General features: G+C 60.0%; 16 protein-coding genes and 1 rRNA gene. 11 read left to right on the forward strand and 6 right to left on the reverse strand.

Translation table 11 applies throughout. The features are described from left to right. Positions 1-134 precede the first annotated feature (134 nt). The 7 genes from rrf (at position 135) to EAH78_RS00035 (ending at position 12,116) form a co-directional block, all read left to right on the forward strand. Positions 135-250: ribosomal RNA gene (gene rrf, locus EAH78_RS00005) — 5S ribosomal RNA — on the forward strand. A 156-nt stretch (positions 251-406) separates the two neighbouring features. Continuing rightward, on the forward strand, positions 407-3,859 hold the full coding sequence (gene recC / locus EAH78_RS00010) for an exodeoxyribonuclease V subunit gamma (RefSeq protein ID WP_140663805.1): 3,453 nt from the start codon (positions 407-409) through the stop codon (positions 3,857-3,859). Next, entirely contained in the window at positions 3,856-7,545 is a 3,690-nt protein-coding gene (recB, locus tag EAH78_RS00015) for an exodeoxyribonuclease V subunit beta (RefSeq protein WP_140663808.1), read from the forward strand. The genes recC and recB overlap by 4 nt, the downstream gene beginning before the upstream one ends. After that, positions 7,542-9,650 (forward strand): exodeoxyribonuclease V subunit alpha, encoded by a 2,109-nt coding sequence (gene recD, locus EAH78_RS00020; protein ID WP_140663811.1) that lies wholly within the window; start codon positions 7,542-7,544, stop codon positions 9,648-9,650. Before recB ends, recD begins: the two co-directional genes overlap by 4 nt. 118 nt (positions 9,651-9,768) lie before the next feature. Next, entirely contained in the window at positions 9,769-10,344 is a 576-nt protein-coding gene (locus tag EAH78_RS00025; protein WP_140663814.1) for a YfiR family protein, read from the forward strand. Then, positions 10,341-11,609: a diguanylate cyclase domain-containing protein gene (locus EAH78_RS00030; protein WP_140663817.1), complete on the forward strand. Its 1,269-nt coding sequence runs from the start codon at positions 10,341-10,343 to the stop codon at positions 11,607-11,609. Before EAH78_RS00025 ends, EAH78_RS00030 begins: the two co-directional genes overlap by 4 nt. Positions 11,610-11,663: 54 nt before the next feature. Beyond that, on the forward strand, positions 11,664-12,116 hold the full coding sequence (locus EAH78_RS00035) for an OmpA family protein (RefSeq protein WP_193560063.1): 453 nt from the start codon (positions 11,664-11,666) through the stop codon (positions 12,114-12,116). Here the strand turns inward: EAH78_RS00035 and EAH78_RS00040 are convergent. After that, positions 12,113-13,060: a LysR family transcriptional regulator gene (locus EAH78_RS00040; RefSeq protein ID WP_140663823.1), complete on the reverse strand. Its 948-nt coding sequence runs from the start codon at positions 13,058-13,060 to the stop codon at positions 12,113-12,115. The two genes, EAH78_RS00035 and EAH78_RS00040, sit on opposite strands and share 4 nt — an antisense overlap. A gap of 163 nt (positions 13,061-13,223) precedes the next feature. Between EAH78_RS00040 and EAH78_RS00045 the strand changes: the two genes are divergently transcribed. Both EAH78_RS00045 and mmsB read left to right on the forward strand, forming a co-directional pair. Further along, complete coding sequence (locus EAH78_RS00045; RefSeq protein WP_140663826.1) at positions 13,224-14,750, forward strand: CoA-acylating methylmalonate-semialdehyde dehydrogenase; 1,527 nt, start codon at positions 13,224-13,226, stop codon at positions 14,748-14,750. 10 nt (positions 14,751-14,760) lie between these two features. Then, positions 14,761-15,648, forward strand: coding sequence for a 3-hydroxyisobutyrate dehydrogenase (mmsB, locus tag EAH78_RS00050; RefSeq protein WP_140663829.1), 888 nt, complete (start codon positions 14,761-14,763; stop codon positions 15,646-15,648). A gap of 221 nt (positions 15,649-15,869) precedes the next feature. On the opposite strand, the gene EAH78_RS00055 is transcribed toward mmsB, so the two are convergent. The 4 genes from EAH78_RS00055 to EAH78_RS00070 all read right to left on the reverse strand — a co-directional run bounded on the left by EAH78_RS00055 (position 15,870) and on the right by EAH78_RS00070 (position 18,247). Then, complete coding sequence (locus tag EAH78_RS00055) at positions 15,870-16,214, reverse strand: cupin domain-containing protein (protein ID WP_007946320.1); 345 nt, start codon at positions 16,212-16,214, stop codon at positions 15,870-15,872. Positions 16,215-16,321: 107 nt separating this feature from the next. Then, on the reverse strand, positions 16,322-16,693 hold the full coding sequence (locus EAH78_RS00060) for a MerR family transcriptional regulator (RefSeq protein ID WP_140663833.1): 372 nt from the start codon (positions 16,691-16,693) through the stop codon (positions 16,322-16,324). A 48-nt stretch (positions 16,694-16,741) separates the two neighbouring features. Beyond that, the gene (locus EAH78_RS00065) at positions 16,742-17,317 is read right to left on the reverse strand and encodes an NAD(P)H-dependent oxidoreductase (protein ID WP_140663836.1); all 576 of its coding nucleotides are present in this window, start codon (positions 17,315-17,317) and stop codon (positions 16,742-16,744) included. 45 nt (positions 17,318-17,362) lie between these two features. Beyond that, a complete protein-coding gene (locus tag EAH78_RS00070; protein WP_140663839.1) occupies positions 17,363-18,247 on the reverse strand; it encodes a LysR substrate-binding domain-containing protein in 885 nt (294 codons plus the stop codon). A 223-nt stretch (positions 18,248-18,470) separates the two neighbouring features. On the opposite strand from EAH78_RS00070, the gene EAH78_RS00075 reads away from it, so the two are divergent. Then, on the forward strand, positions 18,471-19,235 hold the full coding sequence (locus EAH78_RS00075; RefSeq protein WP_140663842.1) for a sulfite exporter TauE/SafE family protein: 765 nt from the start codon (positions 18,471-18,473) through the stop codon (positions 19,233-19,235). Here the strand turns inward: EAH78_RS00075 and EAH78_RS00080 are convergent. Then, positions 19,225-19,539 carry a putative quinol monooxygenase gene (locus tag EAH78_RS00080; protein WP_140663845.1) on the reverse strand — a complete coding sequence of 105 codons (315 nt, stop codon included), beginning with the start codon at positions 19,537-19,539 and terminating at the stop codon, positions 19,225-19,227. The genes EAH78_RS00075 and EAH78_RS00080 overlap by 11 nt on opposite strands. 161 nt (positions 19,540-19,700) lie before the next feature. Between EAH78_RS00080 and EAH78_RS00085 the strand changes: the two genes are divergently transcribed. Beyond that, a complete protein-coding gene (locus EAH78_RS00085; RefSeq protein ID WP_140663847.1) occupies positions 19,701-20,291 on the forward strand; it encodes an NAD(P)H-dependent oxidoreductase in 591 nt (196 codons plus the stop codon). Positions 20,292-20,303 lie beyond the last annotated feature (12 nt).

Consider the following 20,303-nt stretch of genomic DNA (forward strand, 5'->3'; position numbering starts at 1 on the left):
AAGCGAACGAGCACCAGATTGCGGTGTGTGAAGACGATACATTGTCGAAAGTTCGAATCAAACACACAAATCTATTACATACCCATTCGCTGGAGCGTGATCTCGCAAGAGAAAACGACCTGGCTACCGAATTTCTTGACGACCATAGAGCATTGGAACCACCTGATCCCATCCCGAACTCAGCAGTGAAACGATGCATCGCCGATGGTAGTGTGGGGTTTCCCCATGTGAGAGTAGGTCATCGTCAAGATTAAATTCCGAAACCCCTATCTGCGTATGCAGGTAGGGGTTTTGTTTTGTCCGCAGGAAAGTTCGTACAGCATTACCGGACAGCTCCCGGCTGTCACAGTCTGCCGACAATGCTAAGGTTCGGCCCTAGCGTTTGTATTTTCCCAAGGAAGCCTTTATGCCGGACGCCACGTCCCTCAACGCTGCTTTTATGGTGGTTCAAAGCAACAGTCTGAATGAACTGCGCAGCCTCGTGATCAGCGTAATGCGGCGTTACCCGCTGGCTCCCCTGGAAAATGAAATCGCCTTGGTGCAGAGCAATGGCATCGCGCAGTGGCTCAAGTTGGCACTGGCTGAAGATCCGGAAGAGGATGACATGGGCGGCTGCGGTATCGCCGCCGCCATCGACGTGCAGTTACCCGGTAGCTTCATGTGGCAGCTTTATCGCATGGTCCTTGGACGGGATGAAATCCCGGTCAAATCCTTGCTCGATAAAGCGCCCCTGACCTGGCGTCTGATGCGCCTCCTCCCGCAACTGATCAACCAGCCGCACTTCGAGCCACTGCAGCGCTTCCTGACCCATGACACCGATTTGCGTAAGCGCTACCAGTTGGCCGAGCGACTCGCAGACTTGTTCGACCAATACCAGGTGTACCGCGCCGACTGGCTCGAAGACTGGGCAGAAGGTCGTCACCAATTGCGCAACGGCAGAGGCGAAGCCAAGCCACTGGCCCCGGCCAACTGCTGGCAGGCCGAGTTATGGCGAGCGCTGTTGCTGGATGTGGGTGAGGAAGGCATGGCGCAAAGCCGTGCCGGTGTTCATCAACGGTTTATCGAACGCATCAACAGCCTCGACGTCGCTCCCATCGGTTTACCCTCCCGGGTGATCGTTTTCGGGATTTCTTCTCTCCCAGCTCAAGCCCTTGAGGCACTCGCCGGACTGGCCCGTTTCAGTCAGGTTCTGCTGTGTGTGCACAATCCATGTCGCTACCATTGGGCTGACATCGTCGCCGATAAAGACCTATTACGGCATCAATACAAGCGCCAAGCCCGCAAGAGCGGCATGCCCGTTGTGCTCGACCCGCAAACGCTCCACCAGCATGCTCACCCGCTGCTGGCTGCCTGGGGCAAACAGGGGCGGGACTACATCAATCTTCTCGACAGCTATGACGATCCCAACAGCTACAGCTCGGCATTTCGTGACGGACGTATCGACCTGTTCAGTGACAATCAGCCGAAGAACATGCTCAATCAATTGCAGGACGACATTCTCGAATTACGCCCACTGAGCGAAACACGGGAATGCTGGCCAGCCGTCGATCTTGAGCAAGACGAGTCGATCCGTTTTCACATCGCCCACAGTGCCCAGCGTGAAGTCGAGATCCTTCATGATCAGTTGCTCGCACGCTTCAGCGCTGATCCCGATCTAAGGCCTCGGGACATCATTGTGATGGTCCCGGACATCGACAGTTACGCACCGCATATTCGCGCCGTATTCGGTCAGCTTGAACGCCAGGACCCTCGTTTCATTCCTTTCACGCTTGCGGATCAGGGCCAGCGTGGTCGCGATCCCCTGCTGATTGCGGTCGAACACCTGCTCAAACTTCCCGACAGTCGTTTCCCCGTCAGCGAGATCCTCGACCTACTGGACGTTCCGGCGTTACGTGCCCGCTTCGGCGTCGAGGAGCGTGATCTGCCAACGCTGCACCGGTGGATCGAGGGGGCGGGCATCCGTTGGGGAATGAATGCCGAGCAGCGTGCGGGTCTGGGATTGCCTGAAGCGCTGGAGCAAAACAGCTGGCGATTCGGCCTGCGCCGGATGCTGCTGGGTTATGCAGTGGGCAGCGCCATTGCGTGCGAAGGCATCGAGCCTTACGACGAAATTGGCGGTCTGGATGCCGCGCTCATCGGACCTTTGGTAGCCCTGTTGGATGCATTGGAGATCGCGCACCAGGAACTGACTCAACCTGCACCGCCCAAGCAATGGGGCGTGCGCTTGCAAGCGTTGGTGCAGCTGTTCTTCCTGGCCAGCAATGAACACGACGACTACTTGCTGGCCCAACTCGAAGAGTTGCGCGAAACCTGGCTCGACACCTGCGAGTCCGTAGGTTTGCACGACGATTTGCCGCTGACCGTAGTTCGGGAAGCGTGGCTGGCCGGACTGGATCAGGGTCGCCTGTCCCAGCGCTTTCTGGCCGGTGCCGTCAACTTCTGCACCTTGATGCCCATGCGGGCGATCCCGTTCAAACGGGTCTGTTTGCTAGGCATGAACGATGGCGACTACCCTCGTGCGCAACCGCCACTGGATTTCGATCTCATGGGCAGTGACTACCGCCCTGGCGATCGCTCCCGACGTGAAGATGACCGTTATCTCCTGTTGGAAGCGCTGTTGTCGGCACGTGATCAGCTCTACATCAGCTGGGTGGGCCGAAGCATCCGGGATAACAGCGAACGCCCGGCCTCCGTGTTGATTGGCCAATTGCGTGACCATCTCGCCAGCGGCTGGCAACTGCAGGATGAGGACAAGGACCTGCTGGAGGCCATGACTCAGGAACACCCATTGCAGCCTTTCAGTGCTCGTTACTTCCATGAGGGTGACGCGCTGTTCAGCTACGCCAATGAATGGCAGGTACTTCATCAAATCAGCAATCAGGTGGCTGAAGGCGAAGTACTTGAAGCTTACGTACAAGAGGAGCCGCTGAGCCTCGGTCAACTGCAGGATTTCCTGCGCAATCCCGTACGACACTTTTTCAGCCAGCGTCTCAAGGTGTTCTTCGAAGCGGCTGAAGTACCCTTGGCCGATGAAGAACCCTTTGTCCTCGATGCGCTGCAACGCTATAGCCTCAGCGACAGTTTGCTTGCAGCAGCGCTGAGACAGATCGATCACGCCGATCAGGCACTGGAAGACCAGGCCCAACGTCTGCAAAACAGTGGGCTGCTGCCCATGGCCGGATTCGGCGAATGCCTTCAGCGTGAGTTGATCGAGCCGCTGCCAGATCTGCTGCAGCGTTATCAACAGCTCCTGGCGTTATGGCCGACACCGCTGACCAGCGCTCTGCCTGTAAATCTTGAGCTGGAAGGACTGCGCCTCGAAGGTTGGCTCAGTGGTCTACACCAGCGTGCAGACGGCGGCTTGCTGTCGGTCACCACCATTCCCAACAGCATCGGCTCAATCAAAAACCGCAAATGGCACCGGTTGACGCGGCCCTGGGTCAACCATCTGGTTGCCTGCGCCAGCGGCATCCCGATGACCACCGCGCTGGTGGCCAGCGACGATAGCCTGCTGCTGGAGCCGCTGGAGAAGGGCGCCGCACTAAAAACGCTGGGCCAACTTCTGGAAGCCTGGCAGGCGGGCATGCGTCAACCCCTGCCGGTTGCAGTAAAAACTGCCTTCGCCTGGCTGGGCCAGACCGATCTGCTGAAAGCCGAAGCCGCTGCCCGCAAAGCCTATGAAGGCGATGGCCAGACCACTGACGGAGAGCGGCGCGAAAGCCCTGCACTCACTCGACAGTTTGCTGACTTCGACGCGCTGGTTACCGACGAAACGTTCCCTGACTGGTGCAACGCCTTGTACAAGCCAATGCTTGAAGCCCCGTGGCGTTCACTGACCAGCGAGGGGGCTCGTTCATGACCACCAAAACACCTCTGGCACTGGCCTTCCCACTGCGCGGCAGCCAACTGATCGAAGCCAGCGCCGGGACCGGCAAGACCTTCACCATCTCAGCGCTTTATCTGCGACTCGTCCTGGGTCACGGCAGTGACGAGAGTGGTTTCGGGCGTGAACTGTTGCCGCCGCAAATCCTCGTCGTGACCTTCACCGATGCTGCCACCAAAGAGCTGCGTGAACGTATCCGTACACGTCTGGCGGAGGCTGCGCGGTTCTTCCGTGATGAGACCCCGGCACCGGATGGCCTCATTGCCGAACTGCGTGATCAGTACCTGCCCGAACAGTGGTCCGGGTGCGCAAACCGGCTGGACATCGCCGCGCAATGGATGGATGAGGCGGCCGTCTCGACCATCCACAGTTGGTGTCAGCGCATGCTGCGCGAACATGCGTTCGACAGCGGCAGCCTGTTTACCCAGACTCTGGAAACCGATCACAGCGATTTGCTGGGCGAAGTCCTGCGTGATTACTGGCGGTTGTTTTGTTACCCGATGCAAGGCGATGCACTGAACTGGGTCCGCAGCAATTGGGGCGGACCGGCAGCGTTGTTGCCGCGCGTGCGTGGTTTGTTTGCCAGCGAGCGCGACAGTGTTGAAGGAAAAGAGCCGGCCGAACTGATCAACGAATGTTTGCAGGAACGACGTAGCGCGTTGCTCGAACTCAAGATGCCTTGGCGCCAATGGGCGGACGAGCTGCTGGTGATCTGTCACCAGGGGGTTGCGAGCAAAAGCGTCGACGGTCGAAAGATGCAGGCACGCTACTTCGAGCCCTGGTTCGAAAAAATCAAAACCTGGGCCGAAGATGAAGCGCTTGAACAACTGGACATCGGCACCGGTTTCACACGTCTGACGCCGGATGGCATGGCCGAAGCCTGGAAGGGCGAAGTACCCCGTCACCCTGGATTGGATGCGATGCCCGGTCTCAAGGCCAGCCTCGACGGACTGCCAACCCCCGACGCCGCGGTGCTGCAACACGCCGCCCAGTGGGTGGGAACGCGGTTCGAAGAAGAAAAGCGTCGCCGCGCCGAGATGGGCTTCGATGACATGCTGCTGCGCCTGGATGCCGCTTTGCAGTCCGAGGGCGGCGAGCGACTGGCGACCTTGATTCGGGAGCAGTTCCCGGTCGCGTTGATCGACGAATTCCAGGACACCGATCCGGTGCAATACCGGATCTTCGAGAGCATCTATCGCATCGAAGACAACAATCCCGAGTGCGGCCTGTTCCTGATCGGTGACCCAAAGCAGGCGATCTACGCATTCCGTGGGGCCGACATTTACACCTATCTGCGCGCCCGTCAGGCCACGACCGGTCGACTGCATACACTGGGCACCAACTTCCGCTCCAGCCATGGCATGGTCAATGCGGTTAACCATGTATTTGAGCGCGCCGAGTCTCGTGACCTGGGGCGCGGCGCGTTTCTGTTTCGGGAAAAGAATGGCGTCAACCCGGTGCCGTTTCTGCCCGTGGAATCCCAAGGACGTAAAGAGGTTCTGCACGTAGAGGGCCAAGTGGTCCCGTCCCTGAACATCTGGCATTTGTCTGCAGAACAACCCCTGTCGGGCGCGGTGTACCGGCAGCAATTGGCCGCTGCCTGCGCCAGTGAAATCACAGCATTGCTCAATGGTGGGCAACAAGGGCGGGCGGGTTTCATCGCGGACGGAAAGGATTTCAGAGGCCTGCTGCCAGCCGATATCGCGATCCTTGTCCGCGATGGTAAAGAAGCTCAAGCGGTGCGCGGCGAACTGTCGGCGCGTGGTGTGCGCAGCGTCTATCTGTCGGACAAGGACTCGGTGTTCGCTGCACAAGAAGCTCACGACGTGCTGACCTGGCTCAAGGCCTGTGCCGAGCCCGACGTCGAGCGACCACTGCGAGCGGCGTTGGCCTGCATCACGCTGAATCTGTCGCTGGCTGAACTGGAGCGATTGAATCAGGACGAACTCGCCTGGGAAGCACGCGTCATGCAATTTCGTGGGTATCGCGAGCTCTGGCGCAAACAGGGCGTGCTGCCGATGCTGCGACGTTTGCTGCATGACTTCCAGCTCCCACAAACATTGATCGCTCGCAGCGATGGCGAACGAGTACTGACTAACCTGCTGCACCTGTCCGAATTGCTGCAGCAGGCCGCAGCCGAACTCGATGGCGAGCAGGCGCTGATCCGTCACTTGTCCGAGCATCTGGCGTTGTCCGGCCAGGCCGGTGAAGAACAGATCCTGCGCCTGGAAAGCGACGAACAACTGGTCAAGGTCGTGACCATTCACAAGTCCAAGGGCCTTGAATATCCATTGGTGTTCCTGCCCTTCATCTGTTCGGCGAAACCGGTGGACGGCAGTCGTCTGCCGCTGCATTACCACGACGAAAACGGCAAGGCTCAGGTGAGCTTGAAGCCGACTGCCGAGTTGATTGCCCTCGCCGACGATGAACGTCTGGCCGAGGATCTGCGCTTGCTGTATGTGGCCCTGACTCGCGCGCAACATGCGTGCTGGCTCGGCGTGACCGATCTCAAGCGCGGCAATAACAACAGTTCGGTGCTGCACTTGTCGGCACTGGGTTACCTGCTGGGCGGTGGATCGCCCTTGGCCGAGTCGGCAGGCCTGAAGCGCTGGCTGGAAGACTTGCAGCAGGACTGTCCGGCGCTGACTTACGCGGAAATGCCTCCAGCCACCGCCCAGCTTTACCATCCGCCGCAAAACCAGGCGAGTTTGCTTGCGCTGCGCATCCCGAAACGCAAGGCCAGTGAAAACTGGTGGATTGCCTCGTACAGCGCCTTGCGCATTGGCGACAGTATGAGTGCGGGCAGTGACGAAGCCCCGGAGAGTCCACAAGCGCAAAAACTCTTCGACGACGAACGCCTCGATCCGCAGGCACCCCGAGAAGTGGCGGCCGGTGGCGGTGATATCCATCGATTCCCCCGAGGCCCCAACCCCGGCACCTTTCTTCATGGTTTGCTGGAATGGGCTGGCAACGAAGGTTTTACCGCGGATCCACAAGCGGTCGAAAACGCGATTGCCCGGCGCTGCAACCGTCGTGGGTGGGAAGGCTGGATCACCACGCTGAGCGATTGGCTGCAACATTTGCTCAAGTCCCCGCTGCACATCGGCGGTGGGCAGGCCCCGGTGATTTTCGAGCAACTGACCCAGTACCGGGTCGAGATGGAGTTCTGGTTCGCCAGCCATAAAGTCGATGTGCTCAAACTGGATGAACTGGTGCGCCAGTACACCCACAACGGCGTTGCCCGAGTGGCGGCCGAACCGGTCTTGCTCAACGGCATGTTCAAGGGTTTTATCGACCTCACCTTCGAGCATGAGGGGCGTTATTACGTCGCCGATTACAAATCCAACTGGCTGGGCGTTGATGACGCGGCCTACACCGAACAGGCCATGGAACAGTCGATTCTCGATAACCGCTATGACCTGCAATACGTGTTGTACCTGTTGGCCTTGCACCGACAGCTCAAGGCGCGGCTGGTCGATTACGATTACGACCGGCATGTCGGTGGTGCGCTGTACCTGTTTCTGCGCGGTACGCGTGCTGCCAGCCAAGGCGTGTACTTCGCCCGTCCACCCAAGGAACTGATCGAGCGACTGGACCGAATGTTCCAGGGCAAGCCAGAACCCAAGGCCGAACCCGCATGGGAACAGGGAGTATTGTTATGAGTCGCACCTTCGCCGATTTGCTGCCGACAGCCTTGGCGGCGGAAAGCCTGGCGGATCTCGCGCCATTGAGTCGTGCCGATGACCTGCTGCTGTTACTGACGCGCTGGGTTGAACGGGGCTGGTTACGAGCGCTGGACAAGGCCTTCGTCGCCTTCCTCCATGAACTCGCGCCTGACGATGATCCGTTGGTGCTGCTCGCGGCCGCGTTGACCAGCCACCAACTGGGCCACGGCCATGTGTGCCTGGACCTGTTCGAGACCCTGAAAGAACCGGATTTCGCCCTGTCGCTGCCCCCTGAAGGTGATGTCCACGGTGGCGCGATGTTATTGCCGTCGCAATTGCTTGAAGCACTGGACGGTGCCCATTGGTGCAAGGTGCTGGCCTCGAGCCGTCTGGTGGCGCTGGCCGCAGACGGGCGTGAAACGGCGCAATCGCGGCCCCTGGTTTTATCCGGCAAGCGTCTGTACCTGCGCCGCTACTGGGCTTACGAACGACGCATCGACGATGCCCTGCGCCTGCGCTTGGCAGAACACGAATCGACACCGGATGATTTATCCCAACGCCTGACCGGTTTGTTTGGTTCCGCCAAATCCGGTGAAGTGATCGACTGGCAGAAACTCGCCTGTGCCCTGGCGACCCGCAGTGCCTTCAGCATCGTCACCGGTGGCCCGGGCACCGGCAAAACCACCACCGTCGTGCGCTTGCTGGCATTGCTTCAGGCGCCTGCCGTGGAAGCCGGCAAACCACTGCGTATCCGACTGGCCGCACCCACCGGCAAAGCGGCGGCCCGACTCACGGAGTCGATCAGCCAACAAGTCCGGACCCTGCAAGTCGCCAAATCAGTGCGCGGGCAGATCCCGTCGGACGTCACCACCGTTCACCGCTTGCTGGGCAGTCGACCTGGCACGCGACATTTCCGCCATCACGCCGGTAATCGCTTGCCGCTGGATGTGTTAGTGGTCGACGAAGCGTCGATGATCGACCTGGAAATGATGGCCAATCTGCTGGATGCAATGCCGGCCCACGCGCGATTGGTGTTGTTGGGGGACAAGGATCAACTGGCCTCGGTGGAGGCCGGCGCTGTATTGGGCGATCTGTGCCGGGATGCCGAGGCGGGTTGGTACAGCCCGCAGACTCGCCAGTGGCTGGAATCGGTCAGTGGTGAAAACCTCGAGGCCAGTGGTTTGCAGGCCGACACCCAGGGCACTCATCCACTGGCCCAACAAGTGGTGATGCTGCGCCACTCGCGTCGGTTCGGCGAGGGCAGCGGCATTGGTCAACTGGCGCGCTGGGTCAATCAGCAACAACCCGAACACGCCCGCAAACTGTTGGCCGCTCGAAGTCACGACGATGTGTTTTCCCTGCCGCTCAAGGGAGAGCAGGACCGAGCCCTGGAGCGTTTGTTGCTCGAAGGGCATGGCGAAGGACCGCAAGGTTATCGCCACTATTTGAGTCTTCTGCGCCGTCAGCGGCCAGCGCTCGACAGCCCGCTCGACGATCCACGCTGGACCGAGTGGGCGCGTCAGGTGTTGCAAGCCTTCGACGCTTTCCAATTGTTGTGCGCCGTGCGCAAAGGACCCTGGGGTGTTGACGGCTTGAACCAGCGGGTAACCGCCGCGTTGCTCAAGGCTCGATTGATCGACAGCGATCAGCAGTGGTACGAAGGTCGACCAGTGTTGATGACCCGTAACGACTATGGTCTGGGGTTGATGAACGGTGACATCGGCATTGCCCTCAAGCTGCCGGAGCGTGATGGACCCGACGCAGGCAAGCAGGTGCTGCGCGTGGCGTTTCCGCGAAATGATGGCCAGGGCGGCGTGCGGTTTGTGTTGCCGAGCCGGCTCAATGATGTCGAGACCGTCTACGCCATGACCGTACACAAATCCCAGGGTTCGGAATTCGCCCATACGGCACTGATTCTGCCAGACGCCCTGAACCCTGTGCTCACCAAGGAACTGATCTACACCGGGATCACCCGGGCCAAGCATTGGTTCACCTTGATCGAGCCTCGCGCCGGTGTATTTGAAGAGGCTGTTCGGCGCAAGGTCAAGCGTTTGAGCGGGTTGATGCTGGAGCTGGAAGAAGGGGTTACACCGAGCGATTGAGGCGCGAGTTTCCGGCGCCAAAAAAACGTCCAAAGCGCCGTAGTACGCGGCCTCGCGGGTGTTTCATCGCTATGCTATCGTGCGGCATTATTTCGCTACGATCGAAGAGAATCACTGCATGAAGGTGGCTGCCTGGACGACAGGACGCGTCAATGGTGGCAAGCAAGTGTTGCTCGCTGGCCTGCTCTGCTGGCTGTCCGGCGCCGTTTTTGCGCAGTCGCAAACGCCGTCGAGCATGGCTGACCAGCGTGCCCAATCGGTCACTCAAGTGGTGCTCGGCATTCTCAGTTACGCCCGCTGGCCGGTTGAGCCCGCGCAACTGCGTTTGTGCGTGGTCGGCCCCACTGAATACACCGACGATCTGCTCAAAGGCAAGACTCAGGCCACCGGCCGGCCTGTCGCTGTGCGGCGCCTGCTGGCCGACAACCCGTCGATTGTCGGTGAATGCGATGCGGTGTACATCGGCAAACTGACCGGTGATGAACGCAGTCGGCTATTCGCTTCGTTGATGGGCCGCCCGGTGCTGAGCATCAGTGAAAGCGACGATCAATGCACCGTCGGCAGCCTGTTCTGCCTGCGGGTCGGCGATGAGCAGGTGTCCTTCGAGGTCAATCTCGACTCCGTCGCCCGCAGTGGCGTTCGCATTCATCCCAGTGTGTTGCAGTTGTCCCGCCGCAAGCCGGCGGCCTCATGAGCCTGTTCAAAGCCGGTACTCGCCCAACCTTGCGTTCAGTCATCGGTCGAGGGCATCTGATCGTCGCGCTGGTCGGCGTGGCCATGGCCAGCGTGTCTCTCACTCTGCTTGGCGTCCTCGCGTTGCGGGTCTATGCCGATCACAACCTGCACCTGATTGCGCGCTCGATCGATTACACCGTCGAAGCTGCAGTGGTGTTCAACGACAAAGCCGCCGCTACTGAAGCGCTGGCGATGATCGCGTCCACCGAGGAGGTCGCGGATGCCCAGGTGCTCGACGCTAAAGGGCGGTTACTGGCGCGCTGGCAGCGTTCGGAAAACGGTTTGTTCTCCGATCTCGAATTGCAGATCGCCAAGATCTTTCTGGAAAAACCCATCGACATGCCGATTGTTCATCAGGGGCAGGAGATCGGCAGCATCCATCTCACCGGACACGGCGGCAGTTTGATGCGCTTTCTGCTCAGCGGTCTGGTGGGCATTATCCTGTGTACGGCGATCAGTGCCTGGGTCGCGCTCTATCTGGCGCGGCGTCAACTTCGCGGGATCACCGGTCCGCTGCGAAGCCTCGCCGCCGTGGCTCACGCCGCTCGGAGCGAGCGTGCGTTCGACCGTCGCGTGCCGCCCGCCGACATCGCCGAACTGGACAATCTGGGTAACGACTTCAATGCCTTGCTCGATGAACTCGAATCCTGGCAGACCCACCTGCAAAACGAGAACGAAACCCTGGCGCACCAGGCCAGCCATGACAGCCTCACCGGTTTGCCAAACCGCGCGTTTTTCGAAGGTCGGTTGATTCGTGCGTTGCGCAACGCCAACAAGCTCAACGAGCGAGTGGCGGTGCTGTATCTCGACAGCGACCGGTTCAAGGAAATCAACGATAACTTTGGCCATGCGGCCGGTGATGCGGTGTTGGTGGCGGTCGCGACTCGCGTGCGCGCACAACTTCGCGAAGAGGACCTGGTGGCGCGTCTGGGCGGCGATGAATTTGCCGTGCTGCTGTCACCGCTGCACAAAACCGAAGACGCCGAGCGGATCGCTGACAAGATCCTCGCCAGCATGGAAGCGCCCATCCATTTGCCGGGCAGTGTCCACGTGATGACCTCCCTCAGTATCGGCATCGCGGTGTACCCGGATCATGGCGCCACACCGGGTACTTTGCTCCACGCCGCCGACGCGGCCATGTACCAAGCCAAACGCGTCTCTCGTGGCGCGCAGCACACGGCAGGGTCGGAGCATCCTGTCGCCCATGTTCAAATCAGGAACTGACTTTTGTTCTCAACGACCCCGCGTTCCCTGCGATTTTTCGCGATCACCCTGTTGATGGCCTTGCTGGCCTTGGCCGGGTGCCAGACCGCACCGCAAAAGGGCCTGACCCCGGCGCAGATCACCGTGCTTAAACAGCAAGGCTTCGAACTGACCGAAGAAGGCTGGGCCTTTGGCTTGTCCGGCAAAGTCCTGTTCGGCAGTGACGACGACAGCCTGAACGCCGCCAGTACTGAGATCGTCGAGCGCATTGGCAAATCATTGCTCGGCGTTGGCATCGAGCTTGTGCGGATCGATGGCCACACCGATGCCTCCGGCAAAGAGGCTTACAACCAACAACTGTCGCTGCGCCGTGCGAAAAGTGTCGGCAAGGTGCTGGCCACTGTCGGCATGCAAGAACAGAACATCCAGTTGCGCGGTTTCGGCAGCAGCGAGCCGGTGGCATCCAACACTACGGCCACGGGCCGTACCGAAAACCGCCGGGTATCGATCGTGGTGAGCGCGGATTAATCGGCGAACACCATCTCGCGCGTTTCACCCATCAACAGCGCCTGATTCTGTTCCGTGACCGAACGGATGTAATCCCACAACAGGGTGATCCGCTTGAGCTTCCTCAGATCCTCGCGGCAGTACATCCAGAATTGCCGCGTGATGTTGATCTCTTGCGGCAACACCGGCAGCAACCGTGGGTCCTGAGCCGCCAGGAAACACGGCAGAATCGCCAGCGACCGTCCTTGCTGCGCCGCAACGAACTGGGCGATCACGCTGGTGCTGCGCAAATTGGCGCTGGCACCGGGCAATACGTTCGCCAGGTACAACAGCTCTGAGCTGAACGCCAAATCGTCGACATAACTGATGAATGAATGCTTACCCAAGTCTGCCGGGCGGCGGATCGGTGGGTGTTTGTCCAGGTAGTCCTGGGTCGCGTACAGCTGCAAGCGGTAGTCGCAGAGTTTGCAGCAGACGTACGGCCCGTGCTCCGGTCGCTCGAGGGCGATGACGATGTCGGCTTCACGCTTGGAAAGGCTGATGAAGTGCGGCAGCGGCAGGATGTCGACGGAGATGGCGGGGTAGGCGTCGACGAAGTGACTCAGTTGCGGCGTGATGAAAAAGCTGCCGAAGCCTTCGGTGCAACCCATGCGCACGTGACCGGACAACGCCACCCCGGATCCCGACACCTGCTCGCAGGCCATGTGCAGCGTGCTTTCAATCGACTCGGCATAACCGAGCAAGCGCTGACCCTCGGCGGTCAGGACAAAGCCGCTGGTCCGGGATTTCTCGAACAACAGAGTCCCCAATGCTGCTTCCAGCGAACTGATGCGCCGCGACACGGTGGTGTAGTCCACCGCCAGGCGTTTGGCCGCGGTGCTGGCCTTGCGGGTGCGGGCGACTTCGAGGAAAAACTTGAGGTCATCCCAGTTCAACGAGCCTAACGACGTGATGTTTTTTTGCATGATGGACCGGCTTTTATGTGCGTTCTTATTAGAAGTTTGCACATCTATACTCCAAAAACAGCTGCACAACCAATTCGCGGCACACGCCTCATCGCAAGGCGACTTTCTCGCCTTGGCTCCCAAGATAGCTCTAACTATAAAAAGCAAACATCCGGAGACCCACATGAACGCTTCGCTCACGCCAAACGAAACCACTGTCCAAACGGTAAAGCTGTTGATCGATGGCCAGTGGGTCGAATCCAAGACCACTGAATGGCACGACATCGTCAACCCGGCGACCCAGCAAGTGCTGGCCAAGGTGCCGTTTGCGACCACCGAAGAAGTCGACGCGGCCATCAGCGCTGCCCATCGCGCCTTCCAGACCTGGAAACTGACGCCGATCGGTGCGCGGATGCGCATCATGCTCAAGCTCCAGGCGCTGATTCGTGAACACTCCAAACGCATCGCCGTGGTCCTGAGTGCAGAGCAAGGCAAAACCATCGCCGACGCTGAAGGCGACATTTTCCGTGGCCTGGAAGTGGTCGAGCACGCGTGCTCCATCGGCAGCCTGCAAATGGGCGAATTCGCAGAGAACGTGGCCGGCGGTGTCGACACTTACACCTTGCGCCAGCCCATCGGCGTATGCGCCGGCATCACCCCGTTCAACTTCCCGGCTATGATTCCGCTGTGGATGTTCCCGATGGCCATCGCCTGCGGTAACACCTTCGTGCTCAAACCGTCCGAGCAGGACCCGATGTCGACCATGCTTCTGGTGGAACTGGCTATCGAGGCCGGCGTTCCGGCGGGCGTGCTTAACGTCGTGCATGGCGGCAAGGATGTGGTGGACGCGCTCTGCACTCACAAAGACATCAAGGCGGTTTCCTTCGTCGGTTCGACCGCCGTCGGTACTCACGTCTACGACTTGGCCGGCAAGCACGGCAAGCGCGTGCAATCGATGATGGGCGCGAAGAACCACGCCGTGGTGCTGCCGGATGCCAATCGCGAGCAAGCGCTGAATGCCTTGGTCGGTGCTGGTTTTGGTGCGGCGGGTCAACGCTGCATGGCCACCTCCGTGGTGGTGTTGGTGGGCGCGGCCAAACAATGGTTGCCGGACCTGAAAGCGCTGGCGCAGAAACTGACGGTGAATGCCGGCAGCGAGCCGGGCACCGACGTCGGCCCGGTGATCTCGAAAAAAGCCAAACAGCGCATTCTTGATCTGATCGAAAGCGGCATCAAGGAAGGCGCCAAACTGGAACTGGACGGTCGCGAGATCACGGTTCCGGGTTACGAGAAGGGCAACTTTGTCGGCCCGACCTTGTTCTCCGGCGTGACCACCGACATGCAGATCTACACCCAGGAAATCTTCGGCCCGGTGCTGGTGGTGCTGGAAGTGAATACGCTCGACGAGGCCATTGCCCTGGTCAATGCCAACCCGTTCGGCAACGGCACAGGCCTGTTCACCCAGAGCGGTGCGGCTGCACGCAAATTCCAGACTGAAATCGATGTTGGCCAGGTCGGTATCAACATCCCGATTCCGGTGCCGGTCCCGTTCTTCAGCTTTACCGGTTCGCGCGGCTCCAAGCTGGGCGACCTCGGCCCGTATGGCAAGCAAGTGGTGCAGTTCTACACTCAGACCAAGACCGTCACCAGTCGCTGGTTCGATGACGACAGCGTCAACGACGGTGTGAACACCACCATCAACTTGCGTTAAGGAGCCGGACATGAAAATCGCTTTTATCGGTCTCGGCAACATGGGCGCCCCAATGGCGCGCAACCTGATCAAGGCCGGCCACGCGCTGCGTCTGGTCGACCTGAACAAAACCGTGCTGGCGGAGCTGGAGCAACTGGGCGGCAGCATCAGCGCGTCGGCCCGTGAAGCGGCGCAAGGTGCGGAGTTGGTGATCACCATGCTCCCGGCCGCAGTGCATGTGCGTAGCGTATGGCTGGGCGAGGACGGCGTTCTCGCCGGGATCGGCCAAGGCGTGCCGGCCGTGGATTGCAGCACCATTGATCCACAGACCGCCCGCGATGTAGCCGCCGCCGCTGCCAAGCAAGGCGTGACCATGGCCGATGCGCCGGTGTCTGGCGGCACCGGTGGCGCCGCGGCGGGGACGCTGACCTTTATGGTCGGCGCCACCCCTGAGCTGTTTGCCACCCTGCAACCAGTGCTGGCGCAAATGGGCCGCAACATCGTCCATTGCGGCGAAGTCGGCACTGGGCAAATCGCCAAGATCTGCAACAACCTGCTGCTGGCGATTTCCATGGTCGGTGTCAGCGAAGCGATGGCGCTGGGTGATGCCCTGGGGATCGACACGACTGTGCTGGCCGGGATCATCAACAGTTCCACCGGGCGTTGCTGGAGTTCGGAGATGTACAACCCATGGCCGGGCATCGTCGAAACAGCGCCGGCCTCGCGCGGTTATACCGGTGGTTTCGGTGCCGAATTGATGCTCAAGGATTTGGGGCTGGCCACGGAAGCGGCCCGTCAGGCGCACCAACCGGTGGTGCTTGGCGCGGTAGCCCAGCAGTTGTATCAGGCGATGAGCCTGCGTGGGGAAGGCGGGAAAGACTTCTCGGCGATCATCAACAGCTATCGCAAACCTCAATAAGGTTTTACGGGCTGTGATGGGGACGCTTTTGTGGCGAGGGAGCTTGCTCCCGCTCGGCGGCGAAGCCGCCGTAAACCCGTCAACTCTTTATGACTGAAGGAATGCAGGGGAGCGCTGCGCACTCCAGCGGGAGCAAGCTCCCTCGCCACATGTGTGAATTTTCGCTCCTCAAAGCGTATTTACCGGGAGATCACGTCGGGTGATCCCCCGGTTTTTTTGCATCAGGCAAACACGAAATACTTGCGCACGGTTTCAACCACTTCCCACGTGCCTTTCATCCCCGGCTCGATGACGAAAATATCGCCGGCACGCAGGTGGATCGGCTCTTTGCCTTCCGGGGTGATGATGCAGTAGCCCTCGCGGAAATCGCAGTATTCCCACTTCACGTATTCGACGTACCACTTGCCCGGCGTGCAGATCCAGGTGCCCATGATCTTGCTGCCGTCTTCGCTGGTGTAGGCGTTGAGGTTGACGGTGTGCGGGTCACCTTCGAGTTTTTCCCATTTGCAGGCGTCAAGCACCGGCAATGGATGAGTATCGCGAAGGACGGTAATCGGTGCGGTCATGATGACTCCGGGCAGTGGCTTGAAGAACTGAAGTGGCACCCTATAGCCCCGGTCCACCGGTCAGTTGTCTGAACTCGACATCCAGGTGTCCAGAAACGCGCAACCCCTCAAAGACTTTTCAATGGGCAATCGGCCCGGGATTGCTTAAGGCTGGCTTCGAACTCGATCAATTGGTCGTGCTGGCGTGACAGCACGGTCATTCGCTCGCTGATCTCGCGCTTCTTGGCATCGATGGCCAGATGCGCCAGTGCCCACGGCATTGCCTGACCCTGATAGCCGGCGAAGATCGCCTGCAACTCCTTGAGCCTGAAACCCAGCTGCTGGGCACACTTGATGAAAATCAGCAGGTCGACACTTTGCTGGTCATAGACGCGGTATTTTCCCAAGCGCTGGACCGCAGGCAGCAAGCCGATCGACTCGTAATGGCGGATGCTCTTGATCGTGGTTCCGGAACGTTGCGCAGCTTCGCCGATGTACATGGAAAGTCCTTTTTTACCGTGGTACAGCCCGGCGCATTATCGGCAGACTCAGCGGCTGGCGATAGCCTGGGCTTGCAGCAACCAGGCTTCACGCTGATCAGCGCTGGCGCCGAGAATCGGGCCGAACGTGAGTGTGCGCTTGGGTTCGATACCGCAGAAGGCAAGGGTGGTTTTGCGGACCTGGTGCAGCCCTGGCATGCGAAACACCCAGCGGTAGTACCAGGGTGGCGTGTCCATGGTCACCAATAAATGCGCGCTGCGACCGCGCAACAATTTATCGGGAAAGGCTTTGCCCTCACGGTACTTAAAAGCGAAACCGGGCAGGAACACACGATCAAAAAAGCCCTTGAGCAAGGCCGGAATGCCGCCCCACCAGATTGGATACACCAGCGTCAGATGCTCGGCCCAGAGGATGTCAGTCTGCGCCTGGCGCAAGTCGGCTTCCAGTGGTTGAACCTGTTGGTAGCCGTCACGCAGCACCGGGTCAAAGTGCAGCCTGCCGAGAAACAATTGGCGGACTTCATGCCCGGCGCGCAACGCCGACTGTGCGTAACGCTCGGCGAGTGCGGCGCAGAAGCTGTTGCTGGAAGGATGACCGAGAATCACCAGAATGCGTTTGCCCATCGTCTCTGTCCTTGAAGATGAAACCTCAAGGGTAAAGTCTGCCCCTCAGGGGAGAGTCAAGGCATGCAGCAGGGCTCTGGCATAACCGGGAAGCGTGGCAAAGTCCCGGGCACAAAGCAGGAGTTTGCGTTGGGCCCAGGGTTCTTGCAGCGCGATGCTCTGGAACGGGAGTTCGCCGGCCCAGCGCGAGACAGCCGCCTGCGGCACGATCGCCAGCCCCGCACCGCGTGCAACCATGCGCATGACACCCTCAAAACCGTCGGCGCGGATGCGGATTTTCAGGCGTGAACCGATGTGCAGCGCCTGTTCTTCGAGGTACACGGCCAAGGCGCTGTTGGCGTTCAGACCCACATAATCGTGGTGCAAGGTATCGCTGAAACTCAAGCCTTCGGTGTCGGCCAACGGGTGGTCGTGGGGCAGGATCAATACCAGGGGATCGTCGCGGAAAGCGCGGGTCTGCAGGTCACCGGTGTCTACGGCGTCGGACACGATGCCCAGGTCTGCCGCACCTTGGCGCAAGGCGTGGGTGATGCGTGCGCTGGGCAGTTCCTGAAGGTCGATGTCGAGGTTCGGATGCTCGCGCAGGAAGTCGGCGAGCAACTCCGGCAGGTACTCGGTGATCGCGGTGGTGTTGCACAACAACCGCACCTGACCTTTGACGCCTTTGGCGTATTCGGCCAGGTCCTGTTGCATGCGTTCGGCTTGCTGCAGCAGGGCCCGGGCGTGTTTTGCCAGGGCCTTGCCGGCCGGAGTAGGCGTGACACCGCGACGGCCGCGCTGCAGAAATTCGATGCCAAGCGAAGCCTCCATGGCGCGGATTCTCGCGCTCGCTGCTGCCAGGGACAGATGACTGCGCGCTGCACCGGCGGTGATATTGCCGCTGTCGAGGATGTTCAGGTAGAGGCGCAGGTCGGTCAGGTCGAAGTGCATTGGCAACCTCTGGATGTGTGTTGTCTGGACTGGCTCCTTCGCGAGCAAGCCCGCTCCCACAGTGGACCGCATTTTTTCAGTGAGAACTCGATCACTTGTGGGAGCGGGCTTGCTCGCGAAGGGGCCAGTAGCCTCAACTTATTTATAAGGCTCTTGCTCGGCAAGAGGCACCCTCAGTATATGGCAGATTTCCACACGGCTAATCCAGGCTCAGGATAGCCCCATGAATACACTCGTCGCGTTCTATCAAAACCTCGGGCTGGCCTTGTCTTTACTGGTCATCGCCACCTTCCTCCTGGCCGGCATGATCAAAGGCATCATCGGTCTAGGCTTGCCCACCATCGCCATGGGCCTGCTCGGTCTGGCTATAGCGCCGTCGCAGGCAGCCGCACTGTTAATCATTCCCGCGACCCTCACCAATGTCTGGCAACTGGCATTCGGCGGGCATTTGCGTGGGTTGATCAAGCGTTTATGGCCGATGCTGCTGGCAATCTTCATCGGCACGGGCGCCGGCACGTTGTGGATCGGCCTGTTGGGAGGGCATTGGGTCGTGCGGGCGTTGGGCGCGGCGTTGTTGCTCTATGCACTGAGCGGATTGTGCCTGCCGGCCTTGCGCGTCGGCAGTCGCGCCGAGCGCTGGCTCGGTCCGCTGTGCGGTGTGCTGACAGGCATCATCACCTCGGCCACCGGCGTCTTCGTGATTCCGGCGGTGCCTTACCTGCAGGCGCTCGGTTTGAGCAAGGACGAACTCGTGCAGGCGCTGGGCTTGTCGTTCACCGTTTCGACCTTGGCGCTGGCGGCTGGCCTGTGGTGGCGCGACGCCTTGGGCGGTGGCGAATTGAGCGCGTCATTGCTGGCGCTGATCCCCGCAGTGCTCGGCCTGTTACTCGGCCAATGGTTACGTCAGCGGATCAGCGCGGTGCTGTTCAAGCGAGTGTTCTTCATCGGCCTCGGCGTGCTAGGCGGCCATTTGCTGATCAGCGGGTAGCGGACGACGGGCTGAGCATGTCGATGGCGCGGACCTCGAAATCCCGTTCCAGGAATTCATCGCGCTGCTCAAGGAACTGCTTCATGTGCGGCAGGTTCGAGTGCACGTCGAGGTGCGCCTGGGATTGCCAGACCTCGTAGAAGATGAACAGCGTCGGGTCCTGTTTGTCGCGCAGCATGTGGTACTCGATGCAGCCGGGCTCGGCGCGGCTGGCGTCTACATAGCCGCTGAAAAACGCTTCGAAGGCGTCGGATTTTTCCGGGCGGGTCTTGGCGTGCAGGATAAAGCCTTGCATTTCACTCATCAGAAATCCCCTCAAGTTAAGAATCGGCGCAAGTCTATGGCAACAATCGCCTATGGATTCGTGCGTATTGGTCAAAAGGTTTTTGTGCATTCGGGCCTTATTCCGCGCGAGCCTCGCCGCTAACCTGCCGCCATCCAATTTCTAACCTTCCGAGATTTCTCATGAAAAAAGTCCTGTTGCTCAATGGCGGCAAACAATTCGCTCACTCCGATGGCCGCTACAACACCACCCTGCATGAAGCGGCGCTGAGCGTGCTGGACCGTGGCGGCGTGGACGTGAAAGCCACCTTCATCGACGAGGGCTACGACGTCGCCGAAGAAGTGGCCAAGTTTCTCTGGGCCGACGTGATCATTTATCAAATGCCGGGCTGGTGGATGGGCGCACCCTGGACCGTGAAAAAGTACCTCGACGAAGTCTTCACCGAAGGCCATGGCAGCCTCTACGCCAATGATGGCCGCACCCGTTCCGATGCGTCGCAAAAATACGGCAGCGGCGGTTTGGTGCAGGGCAAGCAATACATGCTGTCGCTGACCTGGAACGCACCGCAGCAAGCCTTTGACGACCCGACCGACTTCTTCGAAGGCAAGGGCGTGGACGCCGTGTACTTCCCGTTCCACAAGGCCAACGAGTTCCTCGGCATGACCGGGCTGCCGACCTTCCTGTGCGTCGATGTGATGAAACGCCCAAACATCGAAGCCGATGTCGCGCGCTATGAACAGCACTTGACCGAGGTGTTTGGCCTCAAGGCTTGAGGTTCCTTTTGC

Origin of the sequence: Pseudomonas arsenicoxydans (assembly GCF_006438915.1) — a bacterium.
GTDB lineage: Bacteria > Pseudomonadota > Gammaproteobacteria > Pseudomonadales > Pseudomonadaceae > Aquipseudomonas > Aquipseudomonas arsenicoxydans_A.

Bases quoted from the DNA above. Each gene is read 5' to 3' on its own strand.
- EAH78_RS00065 (WP_140663836.1), bottom strand. From the start codon at position 17,317: ATGGGCAAACGCATTCTGGTGATTCTCGGTCATCCTTCCAGCAACAGC.
- EAH78_RS00060 (WP_140663833.1), bottom strand. From the start codon at position 16,693: ATGTACATCGGCGAAGCTGCGCAACGTTCCGGAACCACGATCAAGAGC.
- EAH78_RS00080 (WP_140663845.1), bottom strand. From the start codon at position 19,539: ATGAGTGAAATGCAAGGCTTTATCCTGCACGCCAAGACCCGCCCGGAA.
- EAH78_RS00025 (WP_140663814.1), top strand. From the start codon at position 9,769: ATGAAGGTGGCTGCCTGGACGACAGGACGCGTCAATGGTGGCAAGCAA.
- EAH78_RS00075 (WP_140663842.1), top strand. From the start codon at position 18,471: ATGAATACACTCGTCGCGTTCTATCAAAACCTCGGGCTGGCCTTGTCT.
- EAH78_RS00045 (WP_140663826.1), top strand. From the start codon at position 13,224: ATGAACGCTTCGCTCACGCCAAACGAAACCACTGTCCAAACGGTAAAG.
- recC (WP_140663805.1), top strand. From the start codon at position 407: ATGCCGGACGCCACGTCCCTCAACGCTGCTTTTATGGTGGTTCAAAGC.
- EAH78_RS00055 (WP_007946320.1), bottom strand. From the start codon at position 16,214: ATGACCGCACCGATTACCGTCCTTCGCGATACTCATCCATTGCCGGTG.
- EAH78_RS00040 (WP_140663823.1), bottom strand. From the start codon at position 13,060: ATGCAAAAAAACATCACGTCGTTAGGCTCGTTGAACTGGGATGACCTC.
- mmsB (WP_140663829.1), top strand. From the start codon at position 14,761: ATGAAAATCGCTTTTATCGGTCTCGGCAACATGGGCGCCCCAATGGCG.
- EAH78_RS00030 (WP_140663817.1), top strand. From the start codon at position 10,341: ATGAGCCTGTTCAAAGCCGGTACTCGCCCAACCTTGCGTTCAGTCATC.
- recD (WP_140663811.1), top strand. From the start codon at position 7,542: ATGAGTCGCACCTTCGCCGATTTGCTGCCGACAGCCTTGGCGGCGGAA.
- EAH78_RS00070 (WP_140663839.1), bottom strand. From the start codon at position 18,247: ATGCACTTCGACCTGACCGACCTGCGCCTCTACCTGAACATCCTCGAC.
- EAH78_RS00035 (WP_193560063.1), top strand. From the start codon at position 11,664: ATGGCCTTGCTGGCCTTGGCCGGGTGCCAGACCGCACCGCAAAAGGGC.
- EAH78_RS00085 (WP_140663847.1), top strand. From the start codon at position 19,701: ATGAAAAAAGTCCTGTTGCTCAATGGCGGCAAACAATTCGCTCACTCC.
- recB (WP_140663808.1), top strand. From the start codon at position 3,856: ATGACCACCAAAACACCTCTGGCACTGGCCTTCCCACTGCGCGGCAGC.